This is a genomic window from Mucilaginibacter sp. GW822-FHT03E02 (assembly GCF_058801545.1).
Genome location: NZ_JBXANJ010000002.1, coordinates 409,062 through 424,940, shown reverse-complemented (window position 1 = coordinate 424,940; position 15,879 = coordinate 409,062). Strand labels below are relative to the sequence as shown.

The 15,879-nt window shown below is 45.0% G+C and carries 10 protein-coding genes; 6 read left to right on the top strand and 4 right to left on the bottom strand.

All coding sequences use genetic code 11. The features are described from left to right. Positions 1-29: 29 nt before the first annotated feature. The 5 genes from AC1RM2_RS28570 to nagA all read left to right on the top strand — a co-directional run bounded on the left by AC1RM2_RS28570 (position 30) and on the right by nagA (position 8,394). On the top strand, positions 30-2,150 hold the full coding sequence (locus AC1RM2_RS28570) for a beta-L-arabinofuranosidase domain-containing protein (RefSeq protein ID WP_492988564.1): 2,121 nt from the start codon (positions 30-32) through the stop codon (positions 2,148-2,150). Positions 2,151-2,320: 170 nt separating this feature from the next. Continuing rightward, entirely contained in the window at positions 2,321-3,475 is a 1,155-nt protein-coding gene (locus AC1RM2_RS28565) for a sialidase family protein (protein ID WP_492988563.1), read from the top strand. 18 nt (positions 3,476-3,493) lie between these two features. Beyond that, positions 3,494-4,570 (top strand): cellulase family glycosylhydrolase, encoded by a 1,077-nt coding sequence (locus AC1RM2_RS28560; protein ID WP_492988562.1) that lies wholly within the window; start codon positions 3,494-3,496, stop codon positions 4,568-4,570. A 241-nt stretch (positions 4,571-4,811) separates the two neighbouring features. Next, on the top strand, positions 4,812-6,917 hold the full coding sequence (locus tag AC1RM2_RS28555) for a CehA/McbA family metallohydrolase domain-containing protein (RefSeq protein ID WP_492988561.1): 2,106 nt from the start codon (positions 4,812-4,814) through the stop codon (positions 6,915-6,917). 289 nt (positions 6,918-7,206) lie between these two features. Next, a complete protein-coding gene (gene nagA / locus AC1RM2_RS28550) occupies positions 7,207-8,394 on the top strand; it encodes an N-acetylglucosamine-6-phosphate deacetylase (protein WP_492988560.1) in 1,188 nt (395 codons plus the stop codon). A gap of 344 nt (positions 8,395-8,738) precedes the next feature. On the opposite strand, the gene AC1RM2_RS28545 is transcribed toward nagA, so the two are convergent. Then, on the bottom strand, positions 8,739-9,779 hold the full coding sequence (locus AC1RM2_RS28545; RefSeq protein WP_492988559.1) for a LacI family DNA-binding transcriptional regulator: 1,041 nt from the start codon (positions 9,777-9,779) through the stop codon (positions 8,739-8,741). Positions 9,780-10,128: 349 nt separating this feature from the next. Between AC1RM2_RS28545 and AC1RM2_RS28540 the strand changes: the two genes are divergently transcribed. Next, positions 10,129-11,820, top strand: a complete 1,692-nt coding sequence (locus tag AC1RM2_RS28540; RefSeq protein WP_492988558.1) for a sodium:solute symporter family transporter — start codon at positions 10,129-10,131, stop codon at positions 11,818-11,820. Positions 11,821-11,896: 76 nt separating this feature from the next. Here the strand turns inward: AC1RM2_RS28540 and AC1RM2_RS28535 are convergent, their stop codons facing one another. The 3 genes from AC1RM2_RS28535 to AC1RM2_RS28525 form a co-directional block, all read right to left on the bottom strand. Next, positions 11,897-13,234: a TldD/PmbA family protein gene (locus tag AC1RM2_RS28535; RefSeq protein WP_439697781.1), complete on the bottom strand. Its 1,338-nt coding sequence runs from the start codon at positions 13,232-13,234 to the stop codon at positions 11,897-11,899. A 3-nt stretch (positions 13,235-13,237) separates the two neighbouring features. Then, the gene (locus AC1RM2_RS28530) at positions 13,238-14,872 is read right to left on the bottom strand and encodes a TldD/PmbA family protein (protein WP_492988557.1); all 1,635 of its coding nucleotides are present in this window, start codon (positions 14,870-14,872) and stop codon (positions 13,238-13,240) included. A gap of 347 nt (positions 14,873-15,219) precedes the next feature. After that, complete coding sequence (locus tag AC1RM2_RS28525; RefSeq protein WP_492988556.1) at positions 15,220-15,846, bottom strand: DUF4159 domain-containing protein; 627 nt, start codon at positions 15,844-15,846, stop codon at positions 15,220-15,222. Positions 15,847-15,879: the final 33 nt, after the last annotated feature.

Sequence of the window (15,879 nt, the reverse complement as noted above, 5' to 3'; positions counted from 1 at the left end):
TTAGAACGGAGAGAACTTAATTCGCAGAAATGAAATTTAGAACCCTCTCCTTTGGAGAGGGCAGGGTAAGGCTAATATATTTATATATGAACAATTTGAATAAGACAGGGAAAAGCATCTGCTTAATTGTTTTAGCATTATGCAGCAGTGTTTATACAGCATCGGCACAAGCAGTAAAGGCATCGGTAGTAGCAAAGGTTAATAACCAGCAGGTGAATGCCAATTACGTTGATAACCGGGCTCCACTGCAGCACGAATATTTTACCAAACTGCCGGTAGGCAGCATAAAAGCTGGTGGCTGGCTAAAAAAAGCATTGGAATTACAGCGCGATGGCCTTACCGGTAACCTTGGCGAAATAAGCGTTTGGCTATCAAAAACTAATAATGCCTGGTTAAATAAAGAAGGCAAAGGCGAATATGGCTGGGAAGAATTACCTTACTGGTTAAAAGGCTACGCCAACATTGGCTATATGCTGGGCGATCAAAAGATTATTAAAGAAGCCAAATTCTGGATTGATGCGGTATTGAATAACCAGCGCGACAACGGCGATTTTGGCCCGGCCCGTACCAATAAAGGTAACCGCGACCTGTGGACAAATATGCCTATGCTTTGGTGCCTGCAATCGTATTATGAGTACACCAAAGATCCGCGGGTTATCCCCTTCATGACCAAATATTTCAGGTACGAATTATCGGTACCGGACGACCAGTTTTTGGAAGATTACTGGGAAAACAGCCGTGGCGGCGATAATATGCTGAGCGTTTATTGGTTGTACAACCGCACCGGCGATAAATTTCTGCTGGATTTAGCTGCCAAGCTGGATAAAAATACCGCTAACTGGCGCCAGGCCAATAACCTGCCCAACTGGCATAATGTAAACGTAGCACAATGCTTTCGCGAACCGGCAACTTTTTACCTGCAGCGCCATGATCCAAAGGATCTGGCTGCTACCTACAACGATTTTAACCTCATCCGCAAAATATATGGCCAGGTACCCGGCGGCATGTTTGGCGCCGATGAAAATGCCCGCAAAGGTTATGACGACCCACGCCAGGCCGTGGAAACCTGTGGCATGGTTGAGCAAATGACATCAGATCAAATGCTGTTAGGATCAACCGGCGATACCTTTTGGGCATCCAACTGCGAGGATGTGGCATTCAACACGTTTTCGGCAGCCTTTATGCCCGATTATCGTTCGTTGAGGTATTTAACCGCGCCTAACATGGTGCTTAGCGATGGCAAAAACCACAGCCCCGGCATTGCCAATGAAGGTCCGTTTTTGATGATGAATCCTTTTAGCAGCCGCTGCTGCCAGCACAACCACGCGGCGGGCTGGGTATACTATGCCGAAAACAGTTGGATGGCTACACCCGATAATGGTATTGCAGCGCAACTGTATACACAAGGGAAGGTATCGGCAAAAGTTGGCAAGGAGGTAAATGTAAATATTGTAGAAACCACTAAATATCCTTTTGAAGATGAGGTGAGCTTTACGGTAAATGCGTCAAAAACGGTTGCTTTTCCACTTTACCTGCGGATACCAGAGTGGTGTAAGGCTGCATCGGTAAAGGTAAACGGTATCCCCGTAAAATTGAGTTCGGCCACCGGCGATTATATTAAAATAGCTAAAACCTGGAAAAACGGCGATAAAATAACCCTGCATTTACCTATGCAATTAAAAGTACGCCGGTGGGAGCAAAATAAGAATAGCGTGAGCGTAAACTACGGTCCGCTAACTTATTCGCTCAAAATTGATGAGCAATACACCAAGGAAGATAGCCGTACCACAACCCAGGGCGATTCGCACTGGCAGCCTACGGCCGATCCGCAAAAATGGCCCTCGTATGAAATTCATGCAGCATCTGATTGGAATTATGGTTTGGTAATTGACCAGGAACATCCTGAGAAATCAATTGAAATTATTCATCGTGCATGGCCAAAGGATAATAATCCATTTACAAATGCCAACGCGCCCATTGAGTTAAGAACAAAAGGTAAACAAATTCCCGGCTGGGCAATTGATCAATATGGCCTTTGTGGTGTGCTGCCACAAAGCCCGGTTAAAACCGGCCAGCCAACAGTCAATTTAACATTGGTGCCCATGGGCGGCGCAAGGTTAAGAATTTCGTCGTTCCCGGTAGTTGAATAGGCATTTATTAAAGCGATGTAGCACTCACTGTTGCGATTTTTAAAATATGACAATTGTTAATTTGTTGATTATTAGATAATTGATATTTTTCTCTGTTTCACCTGTTGCGAACGCAACAGTTTTTTAGTCCAATAAAAAACAGGTTTAAATATACCTGATTATAAATAATAATGAAGCGAATATACTGTTGGCTAATCTTTTTTTTCACCCCGCAATTGTCATGCGGGCAGGAAAAAACGCCTGTAAAAGCAAGTGATCAGGTGGATATCGCCTGGGATCAGTCGACGCTAAAACGGGTATCTGCCCATGGTGGCAACTATGCCCGTGCCATACAACTTAGTAATGGTCATCTGCTTTGTGTTTATGAAGGCGACGGAGGGATACAAAGTACAGTGAGTACCGACCTGGGCGAAACCTGGCTTGCCCCTGTAAAGGTAGCCTCATCAGTTCCGGGTGTTAATATGGCCGTCCCTGATATTTTGGAACTGAAAGACCACTCGCTGCTTATATCCTATAATCCCCGGCCGCATCAAGTAAATGGTGTGGCAGATACTACCAAACATTTTGCCATTATCACCAAAAAAAGCTATGATGAAGGTAAAACCTGGACAGATGAGCGCTTGATATACCAGGCCGGCTACCGGTTTGAGGATGGCTGCTGGGAGCCATCGCAATTGCAGTTGCCTTCCGGCGAAATTCAGCTATTTTACTCTGACGAGGGCATCTTTACGCAATCGAATGAGCAAAATATTTCGCTCTTCAGATCGTACGATGACGGCCTTACCTGGACAAAGAAACCCGAAATAGTATCATTTACACCCGGCCACCGCGACGGGATGCCTGTACCTGTTTTGTTAAAAGCAACAAGTGAGATGGTGTTTTCCATCGAAGATAATGGCGGCGGCCAGTTTAAACCCTCCATCATTCGCAACAGCATTGCGCAAAACTGGCAAAAAACCGTTGGCCCTGGCGATGCGGAACGTACTTACCCACTTACACCCAGGTTGCCACAGGCGGTTTATGCCGGCGCACCTTATCTGCGGCAGTTGCACAGCGGGCAAACTATTCTATCGTACCAAAGCACACAAAACCGGGATAATAATGGCGATTTGGCCTGTATGCAGGTGGCCGTTAGTGATGATAATGCAAAAAACTTTAAGAATGTAAGCACACCATTTAACGTACCTTTAAACAAGCATGGCTTGTGGAACTCACTGTGTGTGCTTAGCGACGATGCTATTATCGCCTTGACATCAACAGATGCTTATGGCAGCAACGCCATCTGGATGATAAAGGGACATTTGACCAATAAAAAATTGAATTAAACTATTAAACACTTATAGATGCAAACTAAACTAAAATTATTGGCCATCGCTTTAATAATGCCATTGAGCATGAAGCTATCGGCCCAGCAAAAAGCAACAGCACCCGTTTGGAGCCCGCAAAAAGCCAGCGCCTGGTACGCCAAAAACCAGTGGCTTGTAGGCAGCGATTTTATAACCAGCAACGCCATTAACCAATTGGAAATGTGGCAGGCCGATACCTTCGACCCGAAGACTATTGATAAAGAACTGGGCTATGCGCAAGGTATTGGCATGAATGTAATGCGGGTGTTTTTGCATCACCTGGCCTGGCAGCAAGATCCAGCCGGCTTTAAAAAGCGGGTGGACGAATACCTGGCCATATCCAGCAAACACGGCATTAAAACCATGTTTGTTTTTTTTGACGATTGCTGGAACAAAGTGCCAAAAACAGGTAAACAGCCCGAGCCAAAACCTGGCATCCACAATTCGGGCTGGGCGCAGGACCCCGGCCAGCCGGCATCCGAAGAGATGGCCAATTCGCCGGTGTTGGAAAAATATGTGAAGGATGTATTAACCACTTTTAAGGCAGACAAGCGCATATTACTTTGGGATTTATATAACGAGCCAGGTAACTCCGGTAAAGGGAACAAAAGTTTGCCGTTGCTTAAAAACGTATTTAAATGGGCCCGCCAGGTAAACCCAAGCCAGCCGGTAAGTGCAGGTGTATGGTCATGGGGATTAGAGGATTTAAACAAGTTCCAGGTAGCTAACTCGGATGTAACCACTTATCACGATTATTCGCCGGTTGATGATCACCTAAAAACTGTTCAATTCCTGAAAATGATAGGACGGCCCTTAATTTGCACCGAATATATGGCCCGCCCGCGTAACAGCACATTTGCAACCGTATTGCCTATGCTGAAAAAAGAAAACGTAGGCGCCATAAACTGGGGCTTTGTAACCGGCAAAACCAATACCATTTATGCCTGGGATACCCCAATGCCCGATGGCGCCGAACCAAAACTGTGGTTCCATGATATTTTTCACAAAGATGGCACGCCATATAAAACTGAAGAAACAGAACTGATTAAAAGCCTGACAGGACGGGGAAAATAGATTTCAGATGTGCAGATGTCAAATGTGCAGATTAGGAGGGAGCCGTGACATGTTTGAAAATCAAAAGAGGCTGTATCTAAATCAAAATGACCGTCTGAGAATCGCCTGAACGAAAATTGCCTCCATCAGGTACCCGAATAAATCACACAAATAAGAGGCTGATCGTGATTTATGATACAGCCTCTTTTGCGGATTTGTCATTTTTTCTGTAATAGCCACCAGTCTTGTTAAATAAATAGCGATGAGGGTTAAAAAGACCAGTTACTTAATTGCCGCGTGCCTTGCTTTAATGGGCTTGTTGCTTGTTGATGATGTCGCATCAGCGCAGATCATCAGGCAAAAAAAGTTTAAAACCAGCCCGGGAGTATTCGTAAGCGCCTCCGGCGCCCGATTTACCATAACCTGGCCCACGGGCCAAGGCAACAACGGCCGACTGGTATTGAATCTGAAAAATGACGAACCATTATTCAACAGCATCGGATTAAGTAAAGACGGCGTATACCAAACCATTATCCAAAACGTCGATCCGCAGTTCATTATCTCCGAAGGCAAGCGCGACCTGGTGTCCCAAAACGGATGGAATATATTTTTTGATAAGGTTCCCCTAAAACTGCATCAATCCTATAAAGTTGACTTTCATAAAAGGGATATCAACGTAAATAGCTCGGGTTCACGAACTGTAATTACGATGAGTGGGGCAGAAGCCCCCAATTTTAAGGGCGACCTGCAGATAACACTCTATAACGGGCAGCCCCTGTTAAACATAGCCGCCGTTGTATCAACCCAAAAAGATTCGACAGCGATATTGTATGATGCCGGTTTGGTGGGGAAGGAGCGGCCTGTAAAAAACATCAGCTACAGCGATGTTTACGAAAAACTGCAAACAGCAGTTATTAATCAGCCTGATACCGCTAAAAACATAGCCGTAAAGTATCGTGCAATCATCGGCACAAATGATAAAGGGAGCATTGCGGTTTTCCCGGCGCCGCACCAATACTTTTACCCATTAGATGAAGCTTTTAACCTCAAATTTGTGTGGTACGGCAACAATTACCGCCAAATGCTCGACGGCTTTGGCATTGGTATACGGCAGGAATTAAATGGTGATAAACGTTATGTACCCTGGTTTAACGCACCGCCGGGAACAAAACAGCGGCTTAACTTTTTTTGCCTGTTAGGTATTAATGGCGCACCGGCATTGTTAGCCCATGTGAAGGAATTTACGCATAATGACAGCTATAAACCCTTGCCGGGCTACAAAACCATGGCCAGCCATTTCCATAATGAGTTTATTATGAGTGTGGTGCTTAAAGGTAAGCCCGTACCCGATAGCCCAGGTTTTGTAAAAGTATTTAAACGGTTGGGCGTAAACATTGTGCACCTGGCCGAGTTTCACTATACAGCCCACCCTAAAGGTCCCGACGAACAACGTTTACAGGAGTTGAAAACTTTGTTTGAGCAAAGCGCCCGCTTATCCTCGTCAAACTTTTTGTTGTTGCCCGGCGAAGAGCCGAATGAGTTTTTTGGAGGCCACTGGCTGGAGTTTTTCCCGAAACCGGTTTACTGGATCATGGACAGAAAAGAGGGTATGCCGTTTGAAACTACCGATGCTGAACATGGCAAGGTTTACCACATTGGGGATAAAAACGATATGCTGAGGCTGCTGCAAGCCGAAAATGGACTGGCCTGGACCGCCCATGCCCGCACCAAAGGCTCAACAGGGTTTCCGGATGCCTATAAAAAGGAAGATTTTTTCCTGTCGGACAGGTTTTTAGGTGCTGCCTGGAAGGCGATGCCAGCCGATTTGTCGCAACTCAGGTTGGGGAAACGGGTGCTGGATTTGATGGACGATATGAATAACTGGGGCCTGCATAAAAAAGTGCTCTCGGAAGCCGACTTGTTCAGCATTGAATCGGAAAATGAAATGTATGCCCACATGAATATCAATTACCTGAAACTGGATAAACAACCGGAATATAAACAAGGCTGGCAGCAGGTTTTGAATGTGTTGCAGCAGGGTAAGTTCTTCTCCACCACCGGCGAAGTTTTGATTGAAGATTTTAAAATAAATGGCCGGTCATCTGGCGAAACTGTTGCCCTGCCTGCCAATGGGCAATGTCACATCTCGTTTAAAACCAGCTGGACATTCCCGCTTAATTTTGCCGAAATCATATCTGGCGATGGTAAGCAGGTTTATCGCAAGCGCGTTAATCTTGATGCAACCAAAGCATTTGACAGCAGGTTATTTACCTTAACAGAAAACCTTAAAGGCCGCAAATGGGCACGTTTGGAAATATGGGATGCCGCCGCTGATGGCGCTTTTACACAATCCATTTGGTTTAAATAAAGCGCCTTGTTACTTTTTTAATCAGAGCAAACAAATCTAAATGGTTAACTGCAAAAAGTTGTTATTTAATAATAGCTAACGGAATAAGCTTATGGCGCGGGAAGATATGAGCATTACAGTTCAGTGTTAACCATGGTTAAATATAAATAGTTGATTGTAAGGTATTTGTAAGCGTTTTGTCTGAAATGTGTTAAGTTATGTTAACCCAACTTGATGCGTTTGCCCTGCTTTTTTAATGCTTATACTCTAAGTTTCGCCAAATCAGCTTAACTTGTAGGCCTATCAGCAAATGAACAAGCAAGTAAAAATCACAAATGGCCGTATCATTACGCCCGCGGGTATCATTAACGGTACCGTACTCATCAACCAAACAAAAATAACGGCTATATCCCAGCGCGATATCGACGCGCCGGACGCGCTGGTAATTGATGCTCATGGTAATTATGTTTCGCCGGGATTTATTGATATTCATGTACATGGCGGTGGTGGCCACGATTTTATGGATGGTAACGAGGAAGCTTTCCTGGAGATAGCCCGTACGCATGCACGTTATGGTACCACAGCCATGGTACCCACAACGCTAACTGCGGAGAAGGCCGATCTGCTCAAAACACTCGATTTGTATGCCAGTGCCGATGCTAAAAATACCATGGGTGCGCAATTTTTAGGTATGCACCTGGAAGGGCCATATTTTGCCATGAACCAGCGCGGCGCGCAGGACCCGCGCTATATTCGCAATCCCGATGAGGAGGAGTATAAAGAGATTATTGCTTACTCCAAAGCAATCAAACGCTGGAGTGCTGCGCCGGAATTACCAGGCGCAATTAAGTTTGCCAAATACCTACAGGCCAACGGTATAATGCCGGCTTTGGCGCATACCGATGCTATTTACGAAGAAGTTGCCGCAGCTTTTGAAAACGGTTACAGGCTGGCAACGCATTTATATTCTGGCATGTCGGGTGTAACAAGGCGCAATGCTTACCGTTACGCCGGGGTTATTGAAGCAGCTTTTTTGATTGATGCGATGGATGTGGAGGTTATTGCCGATGGTATTCATTTGCCTGCGCCGTTATTAAAACTGGTTTACAAAATTAAAGGGCCGGATAGGATTGCGCTCATTACCGATGCCATGCGGTCGGCGGGTATGCCCGAGGGGGATAGCATACTGGGCAATAAGGATACCGGTTTAAAAGTGATTGTGGAAGATGGCGTTGCCAAACTGCCCGACCGCAGTTCATTTGCCGGCAGTGTGGCCACCTGCGACAGGCTGGTACGTACAATGATGACAATGGCCGATGTGCCGCTGCCCGAAGCCGTAAAAATGATGACCAAAAACCCGGCAACAATTATGGGGGTAGATGACCGTAAAGGCGCTTTGATTGAAGGCCTTGATGCCGACATTGCCATATTTGATGAGCAGGTAAATATCCAGGCAACTATTGTGAACGGGAAGGTGGTGTATGGTTGTGAGTTGTGAGTTGTGAGTTGTGAGTTGTGAGTTGTGAGTTGTGAGTTGTGAGTTGTGAGTTGTGAGTTGTGAGTTGTGAGTTGTGAGTTGTGAGTTGTGAGTTGTGAGTTGTGAGTTGTGAGTAAAATGGCCGCCAAGATAATCAAAATCCAAAAAATCAGACAAATCTGTTCAATCCCGGTTCAGACAATGCGATAGGGATGGGCGTGGATACCTGCCCGTGTGTAAGGCCTTGAAGGCGTATGAACAGACAGCCCGGGCCGCAGGTATCGCCCAATTTTTGGGGTGAATTCAATTTAAGTGGTATTCTTGATTTTATTCGGTTCTCCCAATCTGAAAAAATCAATAATTCGCTAATTCAATAATTCACTAATTGAAGATTCCCTTATCACAAGCGTTGATGGTAAAACTATCTCTTTATTGTTTTCAGCCGCTTTACCGGCCAGATGGTCAAATAATAATTGCGCGGCTTTTTTGCCCATATCAAATGCGGGCTGCAAAATGGTTGTGAGCGGCGGGTTCAGGATGGGGGCCGTTATCTGGTTGGTAAAGCAAACCACTTTAACGCCCCGCGGAATGTTTAGCTTTAATTCATTACAGGCCAGGTAGGTTGATGTGGCCAGGTGTTCAACCGTAGCAATAATACCATCCGGCTTTTGAAGTGTAAGATGTTCTTTTATTACTTCAACATTTTCGTTGTTATATTTATTTGAACAGGTAACCATGCCCGATTCCTTTGGCTGGATGCCCCGTTCGGCCAAAGCCTTTTTATAGCCTTGTTCCCTGGCCGATAGGATGGAGGGGTAACCTTTGATGGTAACGAGGGAGATGTTTTTACAACCGGCATCCAACAAATGATTGGTAGCTATGTATGCGCTGTTCAGGTCGTCGGTAGTGATTTTTACCGAATTCAGGTCATCAAAAACCCGGTCGAAAAACACGATGGGCACGCCTGCCTGTTGCAGGGTTTTAATATGGCTGGTATCTTCGGTATTGCTGGCTACCGACATGATTACCCCGTCAACCCGGCCGCTGGCCAGTTCGCCAAACATGTAGGCTTCGCGCTCGTAACTGTCATGAGTAAGGTAAATCAGTGTATGGTATTTTTTTATGGCTACTATGCTTTCAATACCGTTGATGGCCTGGCTAAAAAAGCTGTCGGCAATCTCGGGGATAATAATGGCAATAGTGTTGCTGGCTTTTTTACGGAGACTGCTGGCATAGGGGTTGGGCACGTAATTGAGCTTACGGGCGGCTTCAATTACTTTCAGCTTGGTTTCGGGACCGATGTCATGGCTATCCCTAAGGGCTTTTGATACAGTGGCGATAGATACATTGAGCACTTTGGCCAGTGTCTTCATGTCTACTTTGTCGCTTTTGGGTGTATCAGCCATAATGGTGTAATGTAAATTATCTGATATAATAAGGGCGCTAATTTAGTTAAACGTTTAAGCAAATAAATAATATGATTTTGCTAAATGTATAGTAGTAATTAAGCATGTTTGGATTTTATAGCCATAAGGAACTGTTTACCAATTGCATTTCCTTTAATAAAATTATAAACTTATGAGCAAGTTAAAAGAAACATCCGGCCGGGGCGTATCAAGGGATACTATAGCGGTAAAGAAATTACTAAAGCTGTATCATTGACATTTGATAAACGTACACCATTGCCAGTCCATTTTATTTTATAGATTTGAGAATTGAACCGGGTATAACCTAATTCCCATTGCAAAAACAAACATGCTGAAGTACATTTCCATAGGCGATCTTATCGTATTTTTTACTTATTTCGTTTTGGTATCCGTATACGGTTACCTGGTTTATCGCCGTAAAAAAGCAGAAACTAATTCCAGTTCGCATAGCTTTTTCCTGGCCGAAGGGTCACTTACCTGGTGGGCTATAGGCGCGTCTATCATCGCGTCCAATATCTCGGCCGAGCAATTTATAGGCATGAGCGGCGATGGTTTTTTTGCAGGCATTGCCGTAGCCGTTTACGAATGGCTGGGCGCGGCCACGCTGATTATTGTAGCGGTGTTTTTTATGCCGGTGTATATCAAAAACAAAATTTACACCATGCCGCAGTTCCTGAAAGACAGGTATAACAGCGGCGTGGCGCTGGTAATGTCGATATTTTGGCTGGCGCTGTACATATTTATTAACCTTACCGCCATTTTATATCTTGGCGCGTTGGCCATTAACGGTTTGCTTGGCGGCGATTATCTGCATCCGATCATGATCGGCTTGGCAGTATTCGGTGTAATCATCGCCCTTGGTGGTATGCAGGTAGTTGGTTATACCGATGTGGTACAGGTTGCAGTGCTCATTATTGGCGGGCTTGCCATTACGTATTTATCGCTGACTATTGTAAGCGACAAATTTGGTTTCGGTCAAAACGCGCTTACCGGTTTAAAACTCATCCTGAAAGATTCGCCCGATCATTTCCACCTCATCTTTAAAAAGCCTGCTCATGGCGCGTCTGTTGAAACAATAAGTAAATACTTGATTCTGCCAGGCTTTGCCATGTACGCTGGTGGCCAGTGGATAAGCAACCTCAACTATTGGGGCTGTAACCAGTATATAACTCAGCGTGCACTGGGTGCCAATTTGCATACTGCCCGTACGGGTATCCTGTTTGCCAGCTTGCTTAAAATCCTGATGCCGGTTATTGTAATGTTGCCGGGTATTGTAGCCTTTGTATTGTACAAACACGGCGATTTGCCAATGCTTGTTGGTGGCAAAAAAGACGGCGCTTACTCGGCCATATTATCCTTTTTGCCTTCGGGCTTAAAAGGTTTATCACTTGCCGTTTTAACTGCGGCAATTGTGGCATCAATAGCGGGCAAAGTAAATAGTATATCTACCATTTTTACGCTGGACGTTTATAAAAACTATATGAGTACCAAAGCTACCGAGCGTAATATGGTTTGGGTAGGCAGGATAGCGATTGTGTGCAGCCTTGTAATTGCCGTGGCCTTTACCTGGAACGATATGCTGGGCATCAGTGGCGAGGGCGGTTATACCTTTGTTCAAAAATACAGCAGCTTTGTGAGCCCGGGCGTGTTAGCTACATTCCTGTTGGGTATGTTCTGGAAACGCACCACCGGCGAGGCCGCCATTATAGGCATCCTGACTGGTTTTGCAGCTTCGGTATTTTTCAACCAGTTTGCGGTTAAGGTATTCGGACCCGAAACATGGTTGTACTCGGCGTTTATAAACCCAGCCGGTGTTTACGAAATTCCTTTTTTCATATGCCTTGGCTGGTCGTTCCTCACAACTTTTGGGGTGATGGTTTTAGTAAGCTTATTTGGGCCTGCGGTTAATGCAAAATCTATCGAGGTTGATAAAGGTATGTTTAAATTGAAGTCGTCATCGATAGTGCTTATTGCGGTAATATTGCTGTTTCTATCGGCCATTTACGTGCGGTTTTGGTAGTTATAAAAATATGACACAACCGTATGCCACGGGTTGCTAAACAATGATATTCCAGTTTTTATAATCAATGCTTTATTTACACCGCGTCTGATAGCGAAGTAAAAGTAAAATCACGGATCCTCATAGGAGGGATCAGCGCGTTTTGGCCCGATTCGCCACTTACCGTACGTTCGGATTTACCCAAAGCATCCAGGTTATTAAGCATAATAACCGGGCTTTCGTTAAACCTTAAGTTCTTGATCGGAAATTTGATTTGTCCATTCTCGATATAAAATGTACCGTCACGGGTAAGGCCGGTAAACAATAGCGTTTGCGGATCAACCGGGCGAATATACCACAGGCGGGTAACCAAAATTCCTTTTTCAGTTCCTTTTATCAATTCTTCTAAAGTGGCGTTGCCTCCCTCCATAATTATGCCATCGGGATTTGGAATCGGTTTCACGCCTTGTTTTTGAGCCCAGTAACGCGAGTATGTGAAGTTTTTAACTACTCCTTTTTCAATCCAGCTTCTTTTCACCTGCGGTTGGCCATCGCCGGCCCAACTGCCGGTTGGCAAATCGGGGTGCGATGGATCGGAGTAAATGTTTACCCTTTCATCAACCATCTTTTCGCCAAGTTTGGTTTTGCCACCTGGTTTGCTCAAAAAGCTGCGGCCTTCATCGGCACTGCGTGCATCAAGGCCGCCGTACAATTGCTCAAGTAATACAATACCGGCGGCGGGCTCTAAAATTACCGTGTATTTTCCCGGTTCAATAGCTTTGGCACCTTTGGAGCCGGTTGCCTTTTGGGCAGCTATCTTGGTAAACGCCAGTGTATCCAGTTTGCTTACATCGTTATAGCCCTTGGTAGAGTATCCCGAGCCCGTACCATCTTCTGAACGTAAGGTTACCGAGAAATTTACATCTGTAGAGGTATTGTAGGCAAACAAGCCATGCGAATTCATCATCGAGCTAAAACCCGCGCTGTTTTGCAAAAAGCCTGCTGCTATTAATTTATTTTCTTTTGCTGTATCCAGGCTTTTGCCCACCATATCTGTCCGTAATGCAGGGGTGATAGCCGCTGTTTCGGGGACAAACGTTTTTGAACGTGGGGCGTAAGTTTGCGGGCCTAAAAAGGATACAAACTCCGGGTTTTCGGGTGCCAGTTGTGCCAGCTCTTCCGATAAGCGAACGGCTTTTTCAACCGAGGCATCATCATATTCGTTGGTGGTTACCACACCCAGTTTTTTACCAAATGCTGATGAAATAACCATACTGGTTTGGCTTAACGAACCACTGGTAGATACTGTATTACGGGCGTACCTGATGTTGCCCGAGTCTGATCCGCCAAAGTTGATCTCGCATTCATCGGCTTTTGAATAGCCCAGCGCCTTTTTTAATATCGCGCGGCATTCATCTTCTGTTAAAATTGCCATATATTAAATTTTTCTTGCTGTATTAATTACGTTAACTCCTTTAAATAATGCTGTTGATGACCCGTGAGATACGGCGCTGGCCTGCATAGGCTGGCCTTTACCATCAAAAAATGATCCGCCTAAGCGATAATCATTGGCATCGCAAACTGCGGCGCAGGAGTTCCAAAACTCCTGGGTGTTTGACTGGTAAGCCACATCATTCAGCATACCTACAATTTTGCCATTTTTGATCTCGTAATAAAGCTGGCCGCTAAACTGGAAGTTATACCGTTGCTGATCTATCGAGAACGAACTATCGCCAATGATGTAAATGCCTTTTTCTACGTTTTTGATCATATCATTTACGCCCATAGGCACCTTACCGGGTTGTAAGGATATGTTGGCCATACGCTGGAATTGCACATCCTGCCAGCTTTGCGAATAACAACAGCCCTGTGATTCTTTTAAACCAATGATATGCGCCTGATCGCGGATGGCCTGGTAGTTAACCAAAATACCGTCTTTAATAATATCCCATTTTTTGGCCTCAACACCTTCATCATCATAACCAACGGCGCCAAGCGAACCAACCTGGGTTTTATCGGCCACTATGTTTACATTTTTGCTGCCGAAGTTGAATTTTTTTGATTCCCATTTATCCAGCGTAAGGAAACTGGTACCTGCAAAGTTGGCTTCGTAACCTAACACACGATCAAGCTCGGTAGGGTGGCCAACAGATTCGTGGATGGTTAACCAAAGGTGACTTGGATCTAAAACCAGATCGTATTTACCTGCTTCAACAGATTTTGCTTTCAGCTTTTGATCGGCCTGGGTAGCTGCCGCGCGGGCATCTTCCAGCATATCATACCTATCTTTATAAAGAGTTGTCACGCCTTTTATCTTGTCGCTTTCGCGTGGGGTCATATATTCATAACCCATGCCGCGTGGTGCGCTTAACGACTGGCGCGTTTCAAATTTGCCGGTTTTGGAGTCTATTTTAGTAACCGCAAATAAAGGCCAGATGCGGTGGATATCCTGGTCGATATACGAACCATCGGTGGATGCAAAGTATTTTTGCTCATTTACTAAAAACAGGATGGAGTTTACATAATTGGCGCCGCCTTTCATGGCTGCGTCATTTACGGATAGCAGTAAATCTGTTTTTTCTTTCATCGGCACTTCAAACGCGTTGCGCTCAATCGGCGTTTTCCAGCTTACTTCGCCGTGGCCCTTTTGAGGCACCAGCTGCACCGGGTCGGTTTGGATGCGGGCGTTTTCTTTGGCTATAGCTACAGCAAGCTCGGCTGCTTTGGCTATGCTGTCGTTATCCAGCTTATCTGTAGCGGCAAAACCCCAGCAACCGTTGGCAATAACGCGGATACCCATACCGTACGATTGGGTATCAACTATATTTTCAACCTTGTTTTCGCGGGTTACCACAAACTGGTTAAGGTAGCGGCCTATACGCACATCGGTATAAGTGGCACCTTTTGACCGGGCAGCATTTAAAACCACATCGGCCATTCGTTTTTTAAGGGCCACATCTACCGGGCTCATAGCATGGCCGGGCAAAACGGGCGAACCGAAAACGGGGATCCTGCTAAGCATGGATGCACTAATGCCCATTCCGGTTAGGTAAAGGAAATCTTTTCTTTTCAAGGTCAGTCAGTTTTAAGTCCTAAATATAACGAGCGAAGTTTGAATATTTAAGTGTTTGAAGCAAGATCGTGTGATTTGTTACGGATTATCTTAAGATTTTCTGACGGTATAGGCTTTTTGCAAGCTGATGGTGTACTCCTGGGGGTCGGGTAAATCTGCAGCTTGTTGTCAGTCATCGGCAATAGACGATAATGCTAATTAGCCGGGCCTTAATCCCACATCCATTAACTCAGTATGTATATAAGGGCCATCTTGTTGCCCCTGCTTCAGTACATAGTATTCGTTTATCATTAATTTACAGCTTAGGTTTAAGTAAATTAACTGAAATTGCAGGCAGATATTCCCGATCAATAATTTAGCGCGTACATAATAATATTTACCCCAAACATGGTATTATCCTCGGCCAGGAAGCGTTTGTTCCTGTAATCATAGTCCCATTCGCAGCCATAATCTTTACTGCTATACAATACGGCTATACGCCCGTTAATTTCAATGGCCTTCAAATAGTCATGCACAAGGTCGTCGCCCCAGCCATTTAATTCAAAGCTGGTGGTAGGGGGGCCCTTATCGAAGGAGAAAAAGGAGTGGTATATTTTATGGTTGTTAGGGATTTTTTTTAACGCCGTTGCGCCAAACAAAGCAGCCATTTGCGCTTCGAACGATTTTGCAAATAACCCATCGATATCGTGGTTGCAATCGTCCACAAAAATAAAACCGCCATTCTCGGCATACTTTTTAAAATTCGCCCGTTCTTTGGTGTCAAACTGCACAAGCTTGTGGCCGCTCAGGTAGCAAAATGGATATAAGAAAATATCGTCGCTGCTCAGGGGGATCACTTTTTCCTGCTGATCGATGGGGATGGTGGTATACTCCAGCAGGGAATTAAGCAGGTTTGATGGCATGCGCTGATCTGTATCCCAATCGCCGGAGTGATAACTTAACCTGGTAAACGTAAATTTTCCGCTGAATGCCATCGTGTTTTAAAACCTTAAAAGTAGTACAATATT

What these genes read in the sequence shown, in the direction of transcription:
- AC1RM2_RS28560 (WP_492988562.1), top strand. Translation starts at nt 3,494, where the DNA reads ATGCAAACTAAACTAAAATTATTGGCCATCGCTTTAATAATGCCATTG.
- AC1RM2_RS28525 (WP_492988556.1), bottom strand. Translation starts at nt 15,846, where the DNA reads ATGGCATTCAGCGGAAAATTTACGTTTACCAGGTTAAGTTATCACTCC.
- AC1RM2_RS28545 (WP_492988559.1), bottom strand. Translation starts at nt 9,779, where the DNA reads ATGGCTGATACACCCAAAAGCGACAAAGTAGACATGAAGACACTGGCC.
- AC1RM2_RS28540 (WP_492988558.1), top strand. Translation starts at nt 10,129, where the DNA reads ATGCTGAAGTACATTTCCATAGGCGATCTTATCGTATTTTTTACTTAT.
- AC1RM2_RS28555 (WP_492988561.1), top strand. Translation starts at nt 4,812, where the DNA reads ATGAGGGTTAAAAAGACCAGTTACTTAATTGCCGCGTGCCTTGCTTTA.
- AC1RM2_RS28535 (WP_439697781.1), bottom strand. Translation starts at nt 13,234, where the DNA reads ATGGCAATTTTAACAGAAGATGAATGCCGCGCGATATTAAAAAAGGCG.
- AC1RM2_RS28565 (WP_492988563.1), top strand. Translation starts at nt 2,321, where the DNA reads ATGAAGCGAATATACTGTTGGCTAATCTTTTTTTTCACCCCGCAATTG.
- AC1RM2_RS28570 (WP_492988564.1), top strand. Translation starts at nt 30, where the DNA reads ATGAAATTTAGAACCCTCTCCTTTGGAGAGGGCAGGGTAAGGCTAATA.
- nagA (WP_492988560.1), top strand. Translation starts at nt 7,207, where the DNA reads ATGAACAAGCAAGTAAAAATCACAAATGGCCGTATCATTACGCCCGCG.